This window comes from Bacteroides sp. NSJ-39, assembly GCF_014287315.1.
Taxonomy (GTDB): domain Bacteria; phylum Bacteroidota; class Bacteroidia; order Bacteroidales; family Bacteroidaceae; genus Bacteroides; species Bacteroides finegoldii.
In genome coordinates this window covers 142,929-158,176 of sequence record NZ_JACOOB010000009.1, presented here as the reverse complement: position 1 = coordinate 158,176, position 15,248 = coordinate 142,929, and the positions used below count along the sequence as shown (strand labels likewise).

Here is a 15,248-nt window from a genome sequence, read left to right as displayed (position 1 = left end):
TATCGATATATAAAAAGAATGCAGTGATTTTAACCGATTATTCAGTTTTATTTTTATCTTTGTAAACAATATTGGGGCTATACCCAAACAATAAAAAGATACAGATACATAATAAATTCAATTATAAAACAACTTATTTATTGGATATATGTCAATATGGAGCAGACTTATAGGAATCGGAAAAGATGAGGACACCAACCATGTAATCAACAATAAAAATACATCTGTGCCATTTGATGTCATACGTTATGCCATAGTAGATGTTGAAATTGGTTTGAAAGATCATAAAATCCATGATATTGGGGCACTCCGTCATGATGGTGCAACATTTCATAAATCTTCGAAAGAAGAGCTGTTCAAATTTCTTGGTGATACAGACTATATCTGCGGACATAATATCATCCATCATGATGCAAAGTATCTGTTTACCGATAAAACATTCCACTGCTTCTTTGTCGATACACTTTATGTATCACCTTTATTATTTCCGGAACGCCCTTATCATAAGCTTGTAAAAGATGACAAACTGATCAGCGAGCAGATGAACAACCCTGTGAATGATTGCGAAAAAGCAAAAGCTCTGCTACTGGACGAAATAGCACGTTGGAATTCGTTGCCGGACGAAAAACGTACGTTATTTGCATCGTTACTAAAAGGCAAGACAGAGTTTGAAGGATTTCTTAGTATGGTAGGTGCGAAATATATCAATGAAGGAGTACCCGATCTCATAAGAAAACTTTACGTGAATAAGATCTGCCAGCATGCTGATATTGAGATGTTAACTGAACGGCGTCCATGTGAATTGGCATACGCTTTGGCTTTAATTGACACCACCGACTACCGCTCCATCACTCCCGGATGGGTACTGCACAATTATCCCGAAGTAGAATTTGTCGTAAAACTCCTGCGTCATAACAGTTGCAGCGAAAATTGCGTTTACTGTAATACGCAACTGAATGTGCTTCATAACTTGAAAACATTCTTTGGATATGAACAATTCCGTACATACGAAGGCGAACCGCTTCAAGAGCAAGCTGCCCAAGCAGCAGTAAAAGGCAAATCACTATTGGCAATATTTCCTACCGGTGGAGGGAAATCGCTTACTTTTCAATTGCCCGCACTTATGGAAGGACGTTCTGTGCACGGACTCACAATCGTCATTTCGCCACTACAATCATTGATGAAAGATCAGGTGGATAATCTTGCTGATAGAGGTATTACTGATGCGGTAACTATCAACGGATTGTTAGATCCTATCACAAGAGCACTATCAATACAAAGAGTGCAAGACGGAGAAGCTTCACTTTTGTATATATCTCCCGAAATGCTTCGTTCAAAAACCATTGAAAAGATTTTAATGGCACGCCATGTTGTGAGATTTGTAATAGACGAAGCACATTGTTTTTCTTCATGGGGACAAGATTTCAGGGTTGATTATCTCTACATAGGCAAATTTATCCGAGAATACCAACAAAACAAAAAATGTAAAAAGCCAATACCCGTTTCCTGCTTCACCGCTACGGCAAAACAGAAAGTGGTACAAGACATTTGTGACTATTTCAAACAAACCTTGAATTTAGATTTAGAATTATTTGCATCAACGGCTTCAAGGACCAATCTGCGTTATTCTGTCATACATGCCGAAAATAACGATGACAAATATTTAAAACTGAGAGGACTTGTAGCAGAATCCGATTGTCCTACAATCGTTTATGTATCACGTACCAAACGTACACAAGAATTGGCTGCCAAATTGACTCGTGACGGTTATAAAGCATTGCCATTCAATGGCAAAATGGATTCTGAAGAGAAGATTGCCAATCAAGATGCATTTATGAATGACCAAGTACGCATCATCGTGGCAACATCAGCTTTCGGTATGGGGGTCGACAAGAAGGATGTCGGACTTGTGGTACATTACGATATTTCCGATTCATTGGAGAATTATGTGCAGGAAGCAGGTAGGGCTGGCCGTGATCCCAGCCTCAACGCACGTTGCTATGTGCTTTATAGTGATAATGACTTAGACAAGCATTTTATACTGTTGAACCAGACAAAACTAAGTATTAGTGAAATTCAACAGGTATGGAAAGCTGTAAAAGATCTCACCAGACAACGCATGAAAGTTAGCTGCTCTGCACTGGAGATTGCCCGACAGGCAGGTTGGGATGATTCTGTATCCGATATTGAGACCCGCGTACGGACAGCTTTAGCAACTCTGGAACAAAGTGGATACTTGGTAAGAGGCAATAATGTACCTCATGTATATGCTACAGGTATCACAGTTAAAAATATAGACGAGGCAAGAAAACGCATATCAGCGTCACTACTATTTGGCAGTGACGAGATAGAGAAAGCCGTCAGAATCATCAAATCACTGATTTCACAGAAACATATTGCCAAAGCCCAAGATTCAGAAGCTGAATCACGAATTGATTATCTGGCAGATATACTGGGGATAAGCAAGAGTGAAATCATATCTGTTGTGGAGAGAATGCGACAAGAAGGTATATTGGCAGACAGTAAAGACATATCCGCCTATTTGTCAGATACCGGGGAATCGGAACGAAAATCGCGCACGCTCCTCGAACGTTTTGCGAAACTTGAACAATACATCCTCAATCATATTCCTGACAAATCTTTACGGACATCATGCAAGCAACTGAATGACGATGCAACAAACGACGGTATCAATACATCTAAAGAAAAAGACATCCGAACGTTACTCTATTTCCTCACAGTCAAGGGATATATCCGTAAGAAAGAGGATGCGGTTCATAATATGGAAATCAGCCGTCAAACAGATATGGAATCAACCATCAAACGTTTTGAAAGGCGATTGGAAATCAGCCGTTTCACAGTGGAATGGTTATATAAGTTGACCGCTGATACAGAAAAGCAAATCTCACAAAACAAAGCTGTTCTGTTTTCTGTAGTAGAACTTCTAAATCAAATAAAGTCAAATCCCCAGTCCCTTTTCAGCGGGCTTGACAACATACAATTGGAAGACGTGGAGGAAGCACTTCTTTATCTGTCAAAAATTGGTGCGCTGAAACTCGAAGGAGGTTTCCTGGTCCTTTATAATGCTATGAATATTCAAAGAATTAAGGACAATAAATCGAGATACAAGCAGGATGACTACCAAATGCTTAATGAATTCTACAAGCAGAAGATTCAACAAGTTCATATTGTGGGTGAATATGCCAATCTGATGGTAAGAGATTACAATTCGGCTTTACAATATGTTCAAGACTATTTCCAAATGGACTACAAGAAGTTTATCACAAAATACTTCAAGGGGGAAAGGGTCAGTGAAATACAGCGTAACCTGACACCACAGAAATACAAGCAATTATTCGGTCAATTATCCAAGCGCCAAATGGAGATCATTTCCGACAAAGATTCACGTTGCATCGTTGTCGCAGCAGGTCCCGGCAGTGGAAAAACACGTGTGCTAGTTCACAAACTCGCATCACTCTTACTGCTCGAAGATGTAAAACATGAACAACTTCTGATGTTAACGTTTTCAAGGGCAGCCGCAACCGAATTCAAACAAAGACTCATGGAGCTGATAGGCAACGCCGCCCACTTTGTTGAGATAAAGACATTTCACTCTTATTGCTTTGACCTTTTAGGAAGAGTAGGAAATCTTGAAGATACCAAAAACGTCGTTGCAGAAGCTACCGAAATGATTAATCAGGGAGAAGTGGAACCTAACAAAATTGGTAAGACGGTGTTGGTCATAGACGAAGCTCAAGACATGAGTACTGACGAATATAAGCTTGTAAAGGCCCTAATGACCAATAACGAGGAGATGCGTATGATAGCAGTAGGCGACGATGACCAAAATATCTATGAATTTCGCGGATCTAATTCCGAATATATGCACCGACTGACAAAGGAACCCGGAAGCAAGTTTTTCGAAATGACTGAAAATTATCGCAGTGCGCACCATCTAGTAAATTTCGCCAACGAATTTGTAAAAAGTATCAGTAAAAGAATGAAAAGCACCCCAATCACCTCTATGAGAAAAGAAAATGGTTGGGTTGGAGTGACATACTATCAATCAAAGTATATGTATCAGCCACTCGTTGAAGAATTAATTCAACATCAGGCGAATGGCACTTCGTGTGTACTCACCCAAACAAACGAAGAAGCTGTAATATTAGTAGCTCTCTTACGAAAATATGGAATAAACAGCAAGTTAGTACAATCTATGGATGGTTTCCGTTTTTGGAATATGGCCGAAATAAGATATTTCCTAAGGTATATAGACAAACGGGCAAAAACACCCCTGATTCCGGAAGAATTATGGGATGATGCCAAACATACCACTTTTTCCACTTACAACGGAAGTCAAAGTTTGGTGTATGTAAAGCGTTGTGTGGAACTATTTGAACAAATCAACAAAGTAAAATACCTTAGTGACTTCAAAGAGTTTGTATTTGAATCATCGGTAGAAGATTTCTGTAACGTTTCAGGTACAGATGTCGTGATATCGACCATTCATAAAGCCAAAGGCAAAGAGTTCGACAATGTATATATGCTCATATCTGACAATTATTTGAAAGATGCTCACCTGATGCGTCGATACTATGTGGGAATAACACGTGCAAAAAACAGACTGTCTATACATACGAATAGCAATTGTTTTAATCATTTAAATATAGACCAGTTTTTATTGACTCCAAAGAGTATGCAATGCCCGAAGAGATTGTTCTACAACTCTCTCATAAAGATGTCTATCTGGGATTCTTCAGAAAACTTAAACGAGAGGTATTGGCATTAAGAGGCGGAGATCTTTTAAACTACGCCAATTTCGTCTTGTATGATTCATTAACCAATAAACCAGTAGCCAAATTATCACAAAATATGCAGAATACATTGGCGGAATGGAAAGAAAAAGGATATGAAGTAAAATCTGCCTCTGTTCGATTCGTTGTAGCATGGAAACCTAAAGAAGCACCGAAAGATGAACCAGAAACAGCGGTTCTATTAGCCGATTTACTTCTTTCCCGATAATACCAAATATAAAGAAAAGTATCGCAAGAAACTTCTGAACGCAAAAAGCGTGCAACTCATTGAGCTGCACGCTTTTGCTTATTGTTTGTTATCTGTATCCTTATCGGAATCATTTGACTTCCTCAAAATCAACATTATCTCAGTATGAGCAACTTGCGTACATGTGTTGCAATTATATCGCAAATCCGAAAATAAGCATCCATAAGCAACCACAGCTCTTGACTGCAAGAGTACGATTTTTATTCATAAACAACGTGATGTAAACGCATAAAAATCAAAAAAGAACAGAAAACTATCTTGTTTGCAAAGATAATTATTGAAAATAAACAGCATTGCTATATACTTAAATAATTGAGTTTTTAGCTCACATACCATTCTTACAAGAATATTTTACCAAAGCAATTTTTTATAAAAGTGTTTTTAGATATTCCCTCTAAAAAATGATTTTCTTTATTCTATTGAAACGACACACACTTTTTCCGTAATTCTGAAATAAATTACTTATCACCTTATTATAAGGACTTTGGGAAAAATTCCCAATTTTGAGGTAACGAGTTAACAATAGTGCTTATTGCTGCACTCTGCTTGGCATTACTTTCAATGTATCTCTCGACAGGAGCAAAGATACATCTTTTCTCGGAAACAACAAAATACATATTTATTTCAATAAGGTTTATCCCATTTTAGTATAGTATCTGTTCTTTCAATACTATTTAATTTTTTCAATCAATGGGCGTATCTTGCTGTCGTATTGGAAATTTCCAAAGTTTATCACTACAAGATTTTTTCTACACCTCGTTAGACCAGTGTATAGTAGTTCATCAAACGCCATATTAAATGTTGTTTCATTTTCGTATTTAGGTTCAATAATAAGAAACACAACTTCACTTTCCCAACCTTTGAACGAGTTTATAGTTGAGATTTTAATTGTACCACTATTCATCCAGAAATGAAGTTTTTTATTTTCGCGGATATTCTTATAATTATAGTTATACACATCCGTTTTAAATAAAGACAGGTCATTATCATAGTGTTTTCTAAAAGCCAAATATGCTTCTATAGAAATGCCACAGGTATTACACTCTTCCTTTAGCCTTTCCTTAAAAGTTTCAGGATATTGTTGGTAAAGATCGTATATAGTAAACAGTTTCGCTATATGCTGCCGCAATTTAATGATGTCATTGTCGTAAAGTTGCGTTCGCTTTGGAAACATTTTTTTACTCAAATGAGTAGTAATATTACTAAACCAAGCAAATCGTCCAAAGTCTTTCCCGAGGAAGTTTAGATGTGTCATATACATTACTTCTATAGTTTCCAGCATACTGTTGCTTCTTTCACGACTGGCATAGCGGTAATAACAATCAAACATTATTAACATTTTGGTTGTATATCCCAATATTGTTATATCATTAGGTGAGATATTATTGGTTTTATTTAAAATGTTACCTCGAATAATATTGTACAATGCAGGTACAGAATTATCATTTGATAAGTACATGTAATTAACATAGCCTTCTTTATCTATCGTAAAATCAAGAGAACCAATTGCTTTATTTTCATTGAAATCATCAATATCATATTTATCTCCAAAAATATTACATTGAAAGGATTGGGCTAGGTCTCTTACCTTAAAATCTGAACGATAACAATATTTTAGTTCATTAACACCACGAACATTTGTTACAACATCCTTTTTTTCTGTTGGTTGACTATATATATTTTGCTTTACGTCCCCAAAAAGTACATAGTCTCCTTGAGAATCACGAAAGAAATTTTTGATAATATCCATCCATGGGCGATGATAATCTTGGATTTCATCAATAAATACAGCATCGTATTTTACGATATTATTTTTGTGTTTGTCAAATAGTGATATATTTGAGTAATAATTTTCGTCCAAATATGATGGTATTCTTTCTTTTGGAATATCATCAGGAATGTCAAATTCAATATTAAGATTATTCAATTCAGCATTAATAAAAGAATGGTAGTTAATAATGATAAAATTCTCTATTGGAAATGTTTCATCGACTCTCATCAATTTATCATGAATAAAATTCTTTAATGTAATATTAAAAGTTAAAATTAGAATACGTGGATTATCATTTCTCTCCAATGCACGTTTATATGCTTGCACAGCTCGGGCAGCTAATATAGTTGTCTTGCCAGAACCAAACACCCCTTTGACACGCTGTTCCAACGTTGTAGAATATATAATGTCACGCTGTTTCAATGAATACCGATATATTTCACCTTGAGATTTAAGGTGGACTGATGGTGAAAGGAGTCGCTTGAAATTTTGATAGATATCATCTTTAAAAAGGAATGATGGATTCCCGGCTACCATGTAACGTCTTTTTAATAATTTATTAAAGAGTTCCTCTTCTAAACAATCGTATCCTAATAAATCGACATTGTATTTCAAGAATGTTTGATATTTCTTATCATCCTTAAAGGGGATAATCAACATATTCTCAAGCTGAATTTGGCTTGCGCAATGAAAATAAACTGCACACGAAACAATATTGAAGTGGCGGAAGTCACAAATCTTTTTTTCCAAGAGTTTATCTACATGTAAATCATAGAGATTATTTTTATACTTTAATACTTGGTCAATAGGTGATTTAATAACAGCTCCATTAGGAATATATATCCATTTTTTTCTGTTATCTAATTTAAAGTTATGAAGATTCCAATCTTTTACTTCGATAATCATAACACCGTAATCCTTCCTCATGATAAGGACATCTGGGCGGTCTCCATTAAGAAATGGGTTAAAATATACCTCAAACGAATCGTCTAAGACATTCTTCAAGAAATATAGTAAGGTCATTTCGCCTATAGTAGGCTTTACTTTAAATTCTTGAATCTTCTCTATTGAAGGATAAAATATAGCCATTGTATCTTAAAATACTGTTTATGTAACAATCAACCTAATTACAAAATTAATAAAAATCAAGCATATAGACAGTATTTTATTCTATTTAAAACTACGAATAAAGGAAAAGAGCAAGCATACCCTTCTCCTTTATTCGTAGTTTGCTATTTTTTCTGTATTTCGGCAATAAAATATGCTTGATATATGACAGATTGAATGCACTGAAATTCTAAAGTTCGATTAAATTGCGGATTATCCTCAATCCCAATATATCTATACCCATATCTTAGTGCATACTCTTTGAAGAACCGCATAAGCCCCTGCAATTCTTGGTCTTGTTTTTTAGTAAATCTGCAATACCCAAGAATGATACACCAATCAGGAAGTCCATCTACCCCATCGTTGTACTTCCAAAACCGAATGTAGAGTTTTACAGGCTTGATTCCCACACTTATGCAAAAGCCGTTCATTGTCGCTTGCCAACTATCCATTTCTCACCGTTCACCTCTATGATTTCATCCGTTGTCAGTTCCTTCATATCCACGAAACTGAGTGCAGTGAAGCAGGTGAACACGAATAAGTCTCGAACAAATGCAAGCGACGGATTTTCAAATTCATGTGTCATGATGACCTTTATCTCATCTTCTGTCAGATACTCACGTTATTTTACGTTCGGACTGATATGGAACTCTGCAAACGGATTTCTCGGTATCAGCCCGTTATAATGCGCACGCATCACCACACTTTTCAGCCACATATAGTTGAGCCATATCGTGGCGTTCTTCAAATTATGTTTGGTTGTAAGATAAGCAGCAAACTCCTTGATAAAGTCAGGCGTAAGTTCCAACATGGCCATATCATTTCGCTTATAGAATGCCTTGGTGAAAGCTGCGACATAATTTCTTACCCTTAGCATTACCTTATACGTTCTAATGGTACAGTCTTTACCCGCCCGTTTCATGAAGTTGGTGCAATCTTTATCGAAGGTTTTGAGCAGTGTTTCATACTAGCTACCCATACCTTGATAGACATTGCCCATTTCTGCGGTTATATACGCTTCACGGTCGGATATGCACTAGTAGTACTTGATGATTTGTGCCTTGATATTATCCAAGACAAAATTAATCTCTCTGGCTTCCTTGCTTTTCCCTTTAGCCTTGTTCCCTTTAGCATCCCAAAGTTCTTTCGAGATGTTACATTGCAACTGAACTGCGATACAGTTCCATTAATTGTTACCCTTCCTATGATAGAGACAATTCCTTTTTTCTCTTTGCTGCCATTCGCATAGAACAGCACCTTGAATGTACTTCTGCTCATACTCGTTTTCTATTGCAAAACTAATAATCAACGAGTTAGAGCTTGATAGACAAACCTAAACGAGGCGGAGCAATCGTCACGGTAACTGTTAAAACTGACCTTCGGGCGGGCAATGATTTGAAAACCTAACTGCTTCTATATTCCACTTTTCTTTGCGTTTTACCTTTTTCTCCGTGGCTTCGTCTGTCACCGCAAACACTTTATTAATAAGCCATTCAGTGCCATTTCTCCCTTTTTATTCATTTATTCCTGAAATTTTTCGTATGTTTGTACATCATATTGGGAGATTATACCCAAACAACAATAAGGAAACTATGCAGATACATACCAATACATTGATAGCGGAATGCTCAGCTTACGATTTCAAAGAAATGTTGGAACGTAAGAAAGTGAAGTCATGGCTTAAATCGGTATCGGCTTTTGCCAATACGGATGGCGGCAGTTTGTTCTATGGAGTGAACGATGACGGAGAAGTTGTTGGTTTGGAGAATCCACAAGCCGATGCTGATTTTATCAGTGAAATGATAAAGGCACGACTTGACCCTGTACCGGAAGTTCAACTTATTCCGATAGAGCACGAAGTACATACTTTACTTGAAGTGAAAGTAAAAGCTGGAACACTTACACCTTATTATTACTATCAAGATGGAACACGTACCGCATATGTACGAGTTGGCAATGAAAGCGTGGAGTGCAATTCGCAACAACTTCTTTCATTAGTGTTGAAAGGCACACACATGACATGGGATTCATTGCCTACCCAAGTGGATGCCAGCAAACATTCTTTCATCATCCTTGCCAATACCTTCCGTGAGCAAACCCATCAGGAATGGAATGACAAATATTTGGAATCATTCGGACTGGTCACGCCAGACGGTAAACTGACCAATGCCGGATTGCTGTTTGTGGATAATTGCACCGTATTTCAATCACGTATTTTCTGTACTCGTTGGACTGGACTCTATAAAGATGATGCCATCAGTTCCGTAGAACATCGGGCTAACCTCGTGTTATTACTAAAATACGGCATGGACTTCATCAAGAACTATACCATGAGCGGCTGGGTGAAGATGCCAAACTATCGCCTTAACCTACCCGACTATTCCGACCGTGCCATCTTCGAAGGATTGGTAAACCACCTTATCCATCGGGATTACACCGTAATGGGCGGTGAAGTACATATCGACATTTACGATGACCGAGTAGAACTAGTATCACCGGGCGCAATGCTTGACGGTACGCAGATTCAAGACCGAGATATATACAAAGTGCCGTCCATGCGCCGTAACCCCGTCATTGCAGACATGTTCACACAGTTGGACTATATGGAGAAACGTGGCTCCGGCTTACGCAAAATGCGGGAACTTACGGAGAAACTGCCTAATTTCCTGCAAGGAAAAGAACCACAATATCAAACGGAAGCGACCTCTTTCTACACCACTTTCTATAATCTGAATTGGAATGAAAACGGAAGAATACCTGTTGAAGAAGTAGCCAACAGGGTAAATAGCACCCTCGAAAAGTCCCCTGTAAACGAAGAAAGTTCGGAGAAAAAGTACCCTGTAAACGGAAATAGTACCCTCGAAAAGTACCCTGTAAAACGAAGTGCCAATAAACCTGTTGGTAGAACAGCTCAACGTATTATAGATATGGTTATATCTAACCCGATGATAACTCGTGAGAAAATGGCAAATGAATTGGGGATTTCTTTGGATGGTGTCAAGAAACAGATAAAGAATCTTCGAGATAGAGGCATTCTCATCCATGAAGGTTCTGACAAGGCAGGTTATTGGCGCATAATTGTTAAACCATAAACCGAACAATAAACCTATGGGAACATCTTTCATACCATTCAGTGCAATAATTGCCGTTTTGATTATCGCCTTTTTGTTTGCTTCCTTGCCGCAAATAAGCCACAAAACGCGATACAGAGTGCTTTATGCAATAGCTATCATCATGCTATTTGCCGTGATTCCTATCAGTGAGTATATGGCTGAGAATACCAAAAATTCAAACAGCAATTATCTGCTTGTTCTGATATTTGATGTTGCAGTAGGTTATTTTTGTATGTACATTGCTGCATTGCTAAAATTCAACGTCCTTAAACGAAAGAATCAAGCATTGGAAAATGCCTTGACCGAAAAGCAACAAGAAAATATAGCAATCCTATTGGAACATCAGAATGAAAAGCAACAAGTACTTCAGCAAAGAGAACTTGAATGGTTAGCAGATAAAATCAAGATGTTCACTGAGGAAGAACAGAAAGCGATTCTTGCCAGTGCTTGCGCATTTGCAGAACACGGTTTGATAATCACTCCCTCAATAACCATTCAACTCAAAGATACATGTAGTCAGCAAGATCTTATGTATTTTGTTTGTTCCACCTTTTTCAACATGGGCAAGAAACGTAGTGATATTGTAAGTTTCTTATCTCAAGTCTTTCCGCTTTACTTTCCTGCAGGAGAAAGTGTATTGGCTAAAAAGATGCCGGGATGGGAAAGAGTAAAAGAGAGAAGGGAGAAAGAATGTAATTAGCGTATGTTTTCAAACCATAGAATAGAATTAAAATGAATAATACACTTATAGATAATTCCATAGAAGCACTTTCAATGACAGCAACATTGAGAAAATGCTTAGCCATTGATGGCATTAAAACAGTCAGTATTGCCACTGGTTATTGGGATATTCCCGGTTTAGCTATACTACAAGAAAATTTGAGGTCTTTCATTGAAAAAGACGGAACAACACTTCGTTTACTTATAGGTAAAGACCCTTATATATACGCAAATCAATTAAAGTCACCTAAATATAAAGATGCAAATTATCCACTGGACTTCATAAAGACTGATATCCACGAACTTAATGTTACTGAGGAATATAAAGATGCTATACGTCTGCTTCTTGATTATTGTACGGAAAACAATGATTCAAAGATTCAGATTCGTGTGTTTCGAAAAAATGAAAATGACGAAACTCAATTTTTACATTCTAAGTGTTACATCTTTGATGGAAAGTCAAACGGCATTGGTATTGGCATCGTGGGAAGTACAAATTTTACACAAAAAGGATTACAAGGTAACGCAGAATTAAACTATATTGAAACTGCTCCAAATCAAGTGTTATCGCTTGATAAAATACCAGGTAATAAATCTCATTTGATATGGTTTAATGAAAAATGGGAAATATCTGAACCTTGGAACAAACAATTCTTAGAACAAATCCTTAAATCTGCACCTATAACAGATGACGTTGAAAAAGAACGCGAAAGTGAACAACAATTATTCACTCCATACGAACTATATATCAAATTGCTACAAATTAAGTTTAGTGACATTGTAAACAAATCACTCGGACAACAAATAGAAACTTATCTGCCAGCGAACATTCACAAACTGGAATATCAAATAGAAGCTGTAAAGAGGTGTATCAGCATTATGCACGAACATGGTGGCTTTATGTTAGCAGACGTGGTGGGACTTGGCAAGACGATTATCGGTACGCTCATCATCAAGCGTTTCTTGTCCGTGCCAGAAGATGATGGCCGGGAGCGTAAAGTATTGGTCATTACTCCTCCTGCCATTCAATCGGGCTGGAAGAAAACTATTGCCATGTTCGACAAAGATTCTGACGAGAAGATTGCTCCATACATTGACTTCATTACAACTGGACGCATCGGGAATGTTGCCGAAGATGAAGGCTGGGAAGAGGACGATGATGACAGCTGCGATTCTGGCGATTTTGGAGGAACGCTGCAAGAAAAGAATTATGGTTTTATTGTCATTGATGAAAGCCATAAGTTCCGCAATAGTGCGACATTGATGTATCAGTCGCTTGACGAACTGATACAGAAGATTGGTTCTAATACTGGGGTATATCCATACGTGGGGCTTCTTTCTGCCACACCGCAGAACAACCGCCCAAATGACTTGAAGAATCAGATTTATCTCTTTGAGCGCAACCACAACGACAGTACATTGAAGAAAGCCGAAAGTGGCAATATCGAAAGATTCTTTGCAGATGTCAACCGAGAATATGAATTGCTTATTGACAGGAGCAATGATATTCCAGCAGATGAACGTCATCAACGCCTTGATGCCGTCTCTAAGCGACTACGTGACTGCGTATTAAGTGATATTTTGGAACGACGTACGAGGACAGATGTTGAGAAATATTACAAAGACGATATGGAGTCACAAGGTTTGGTGTTCCCGAAGATAGTCGGGCCTAACAACCTTGAATACATTATGGATGATGAGTTGGCACAGCTATTCTCTGACACCATGACAATTATAGCCCCCACGGAAGAGGAAAAGTTGCAGACCGACGAATGGCTAAGATATTTCCGTTATCGTGCCATTGAATATTTTGCAGACCCTGCCAATGAAAGGAAACATACAGGTCGAGGCAACCGTGGTGTTAACGATGTGGCCAAGCAGCTTGCCACAATCATGCAGATACTTCTTGTGAAGCGTCTCGAAAGTTCGTTCACGGCTTTCACTCAATCCCTGTTGAACCTGCGCCGTTACACGGAGAACATGATTAAGATGTGGGAGAACGACACCATCTTCGTTTGCCCGCAAATAGACGTAAACAAAGAACTTGACTACGAAGCCAAGACCTTGAAGCGTGGCAAGCGTGTTTCGTTTAATGATTGCGTAGAAGACATCAGAGCCAAAATAAAGAAGTTGACAGAACAAGGACGTAACGAGAAGGGACAGAATGCTGAATATCAGCGTAAAGATTTCAAGGAGGAATATTTTATCCAACTGAAAGAAGATTTCCGGCTCATTTCCAATCTCTATGACCGATGGGCGAAGAACCCGCAAGACCCGAAGTTTGATGCCTTCAAAGAAAACATCAAGCCAGAACTGTTTAATCCCCAAAAGAACACTTCTGGGAAATTGGTCATCTTCTCGGAAGCAATAGATACAGTCCAATCGCTTGCAAGAGCGATAAAGGCAAAAGGCTATAAGGCTCTTGTCATTACTGCTGCCAATCGAGATGAGATGGAACATACAATTGAGGAGAACTTTGATGCCAATTACGAAGGAGTCTGGAAGGATGATTACAATGTTATCATTACAACAGAGGTATTGGCCGAAGGTGTCAACCTTCACCGTGCCAATGTCATTCTGAACTATGACACGCCTTGGAACTCTACTCGACTGATGCAGCGCATAGGCCGTGTAAACCGTATCGGCAGTAAGGAGCCATTTGTCTATGTCTATAACTTCATGCCAAGTGCCGAAGGTGATGCACAGATACAGTTGGTTCGCAAGGCACATACCAAGTTGCAATCTTTCCATGTACTCTTTGGCGAGGACAGCAAGATTTTCTCAGAAGAGGAAAGCGTTGTGCATTACGATATTGCCAAGGCAGTTGACGGTGAAGAATCACCTTTGCAAAAGTATGTATATGAGTTGAAACAATATAAGGATGCCCACCCGGAACGTTATCTGCAAATAGAACAAGCCAATGATGACTGGCAGATAGCACAGGCAGCAAGTGGCACGGCATATTTCATCGTGAAAGCTCCACGCTCTGCAAGGCTTGCCATCAGGATAGACGCAGAAGGGAATGCACAGATTGTTTCCCTGCTTGAACTACTCGAAGATATGCGTGTGGAAGAAAATGCCAAACGTGTTCCATTGCCAGATAACTGGCAGCAGTTGTCGGCAGAAGCTATTAAGACTTATAACCAATACTTTGTCCGCATCAACAAGTCAAGGGCTGGTGACAAGGCTACGGCTGCCAAGGAAATGTTGGTGAAGATTAATAGCACACATGGTTTGTCACCTCAATCCAAGGTTTTGCTGAAAAATGCCCGTAAATTGGTTGACCGAGGAAGTTTTGACATCATCAAAAAAGTATTGGCTATTGGTCAGGAATTAGAAGAACGAGATTCACGTCTTTTTGCCATTGAGCAACAAGACATTGACGAGATACTGGAGCGAGAAATCGGCAAGCTCGTAACCCATGTGGAAAGTAAGCAAGGCGAAGCATCCATTGTATTAGGAACTATCAAGTAAAC

The 15,248-nt window shown here is 38.3% G+C and carries 4 protein-coding genes and 2 pseudogenes; 4 read left to right on the top strand and 2 right to left on the bottom strand.

Annotated elements, in window-relative coordinates; translation table 11 throughout:
* Positions 1–148: 148 nt before the first annotated feature.
* Positions 149–5,022 (top strand): annotated as a pseudogene (locus tag H8S63_RS12360) (RecQ family ATP-dependent DNA helicase).
* A gap of 709 nt (positions 5,023–5,731) precedes the next feature.
* On the opposite strand, the gene H8S63_RS12355 reads toward H8S63_RS12360, so the two are convergent.
* Entirely contained in the window at positions 5,732–7,921 is a 2,190-nt protein-coding gene (locus tag H8S63_RS12355) for a nuclease-related domain-containing DEAD/DEAH box helicase (protein ID WP_099146270.1), read from the bottom strand.
* Between the two features lie 451 nt (positions 7,922–8,372).
* Positions 8,373–9,217: pseudogene (locus H8S63_RS12350) on the bottom strand (phage integrase SAM-like domain-containing protein); the annotation flags it as partial.
* A gap of 314 nt (positions 9,218–9,531) precedes the next feature.
* Between H8S63_RS12350 and H8S63_RS12345 the strand changes: the two are divergent.
* From H8S63_RS12345 to H8S63_RS12335, 3 genes are read left to right on the top strand one after another with little or no spacing between them, the layout of a single operon-like run.
* The gene (locus H8S63_RS12345; protein ID WP_186926941.1) at positions 9,532–11,031 is read left to right on the top strand and encodes an ATP-binding protein; all 1,500 of its coding nucleotides are present in this window, start codon (positions 9,532–9,534) and stop codon (positions 11,029–11,031) included.
* 16 nt (positions 11,032–11,047) lie between these two features.
* Entirely contained in the window at positions 11,048–11,752 is a 705-nt protein-coding gene (locus H8S63_RS12340; protein ID WP_009039269.1) for a hypothetical protein, read from the top strand.
* 32 nt (positions 11,753–11,784) lie between these two features.
* On the top strand, positions 11,785–15,246 hold the full coding sequence (locus H8S63_RS12335; protein ID WP_186926940.1) for a helicase-related protein: 3,462 nt from the start codon (positions 11,785–11,787) through the stop codon (positions 15,244–15,246).
* The last annotated feature ends 2 nt before the right edge of the window (positions 15,247–15,248 follow it).

What these genes read in the sequence shown, in the direction of transcription:
- H8S63_RS12355 (WP_099146270.1), bottom strand. Translation starts at nt 7,921, where the DNA reads ATGGCTATATTTTATCCTTCAATAGAGAAGATTCAAGAATTTAAAGTA.
- H8S63_RS12335 (WP_186926940.1), top strand. Translation starts at nt 11,785, where the DNA reads ATGAATAATACACTTATAGATAATTCCATAGAAGCACTTTCAATGACA.
- H8S63_RS12340 (WP_009039269.1), top strand. Translation starts at nt 11,048, where the DNA reads ATGGGAACATCTTTCATACCATTCAGTGCAATAATTGCCGTTTTGATT.
- H8S63_RS12345 (WP_186926941.1), top strand. Translation starts at nt 9,532, where the DNA reads ATGCAGATACATACCAATACATTGATAGCGGAATGCTCAGCTTACGAT.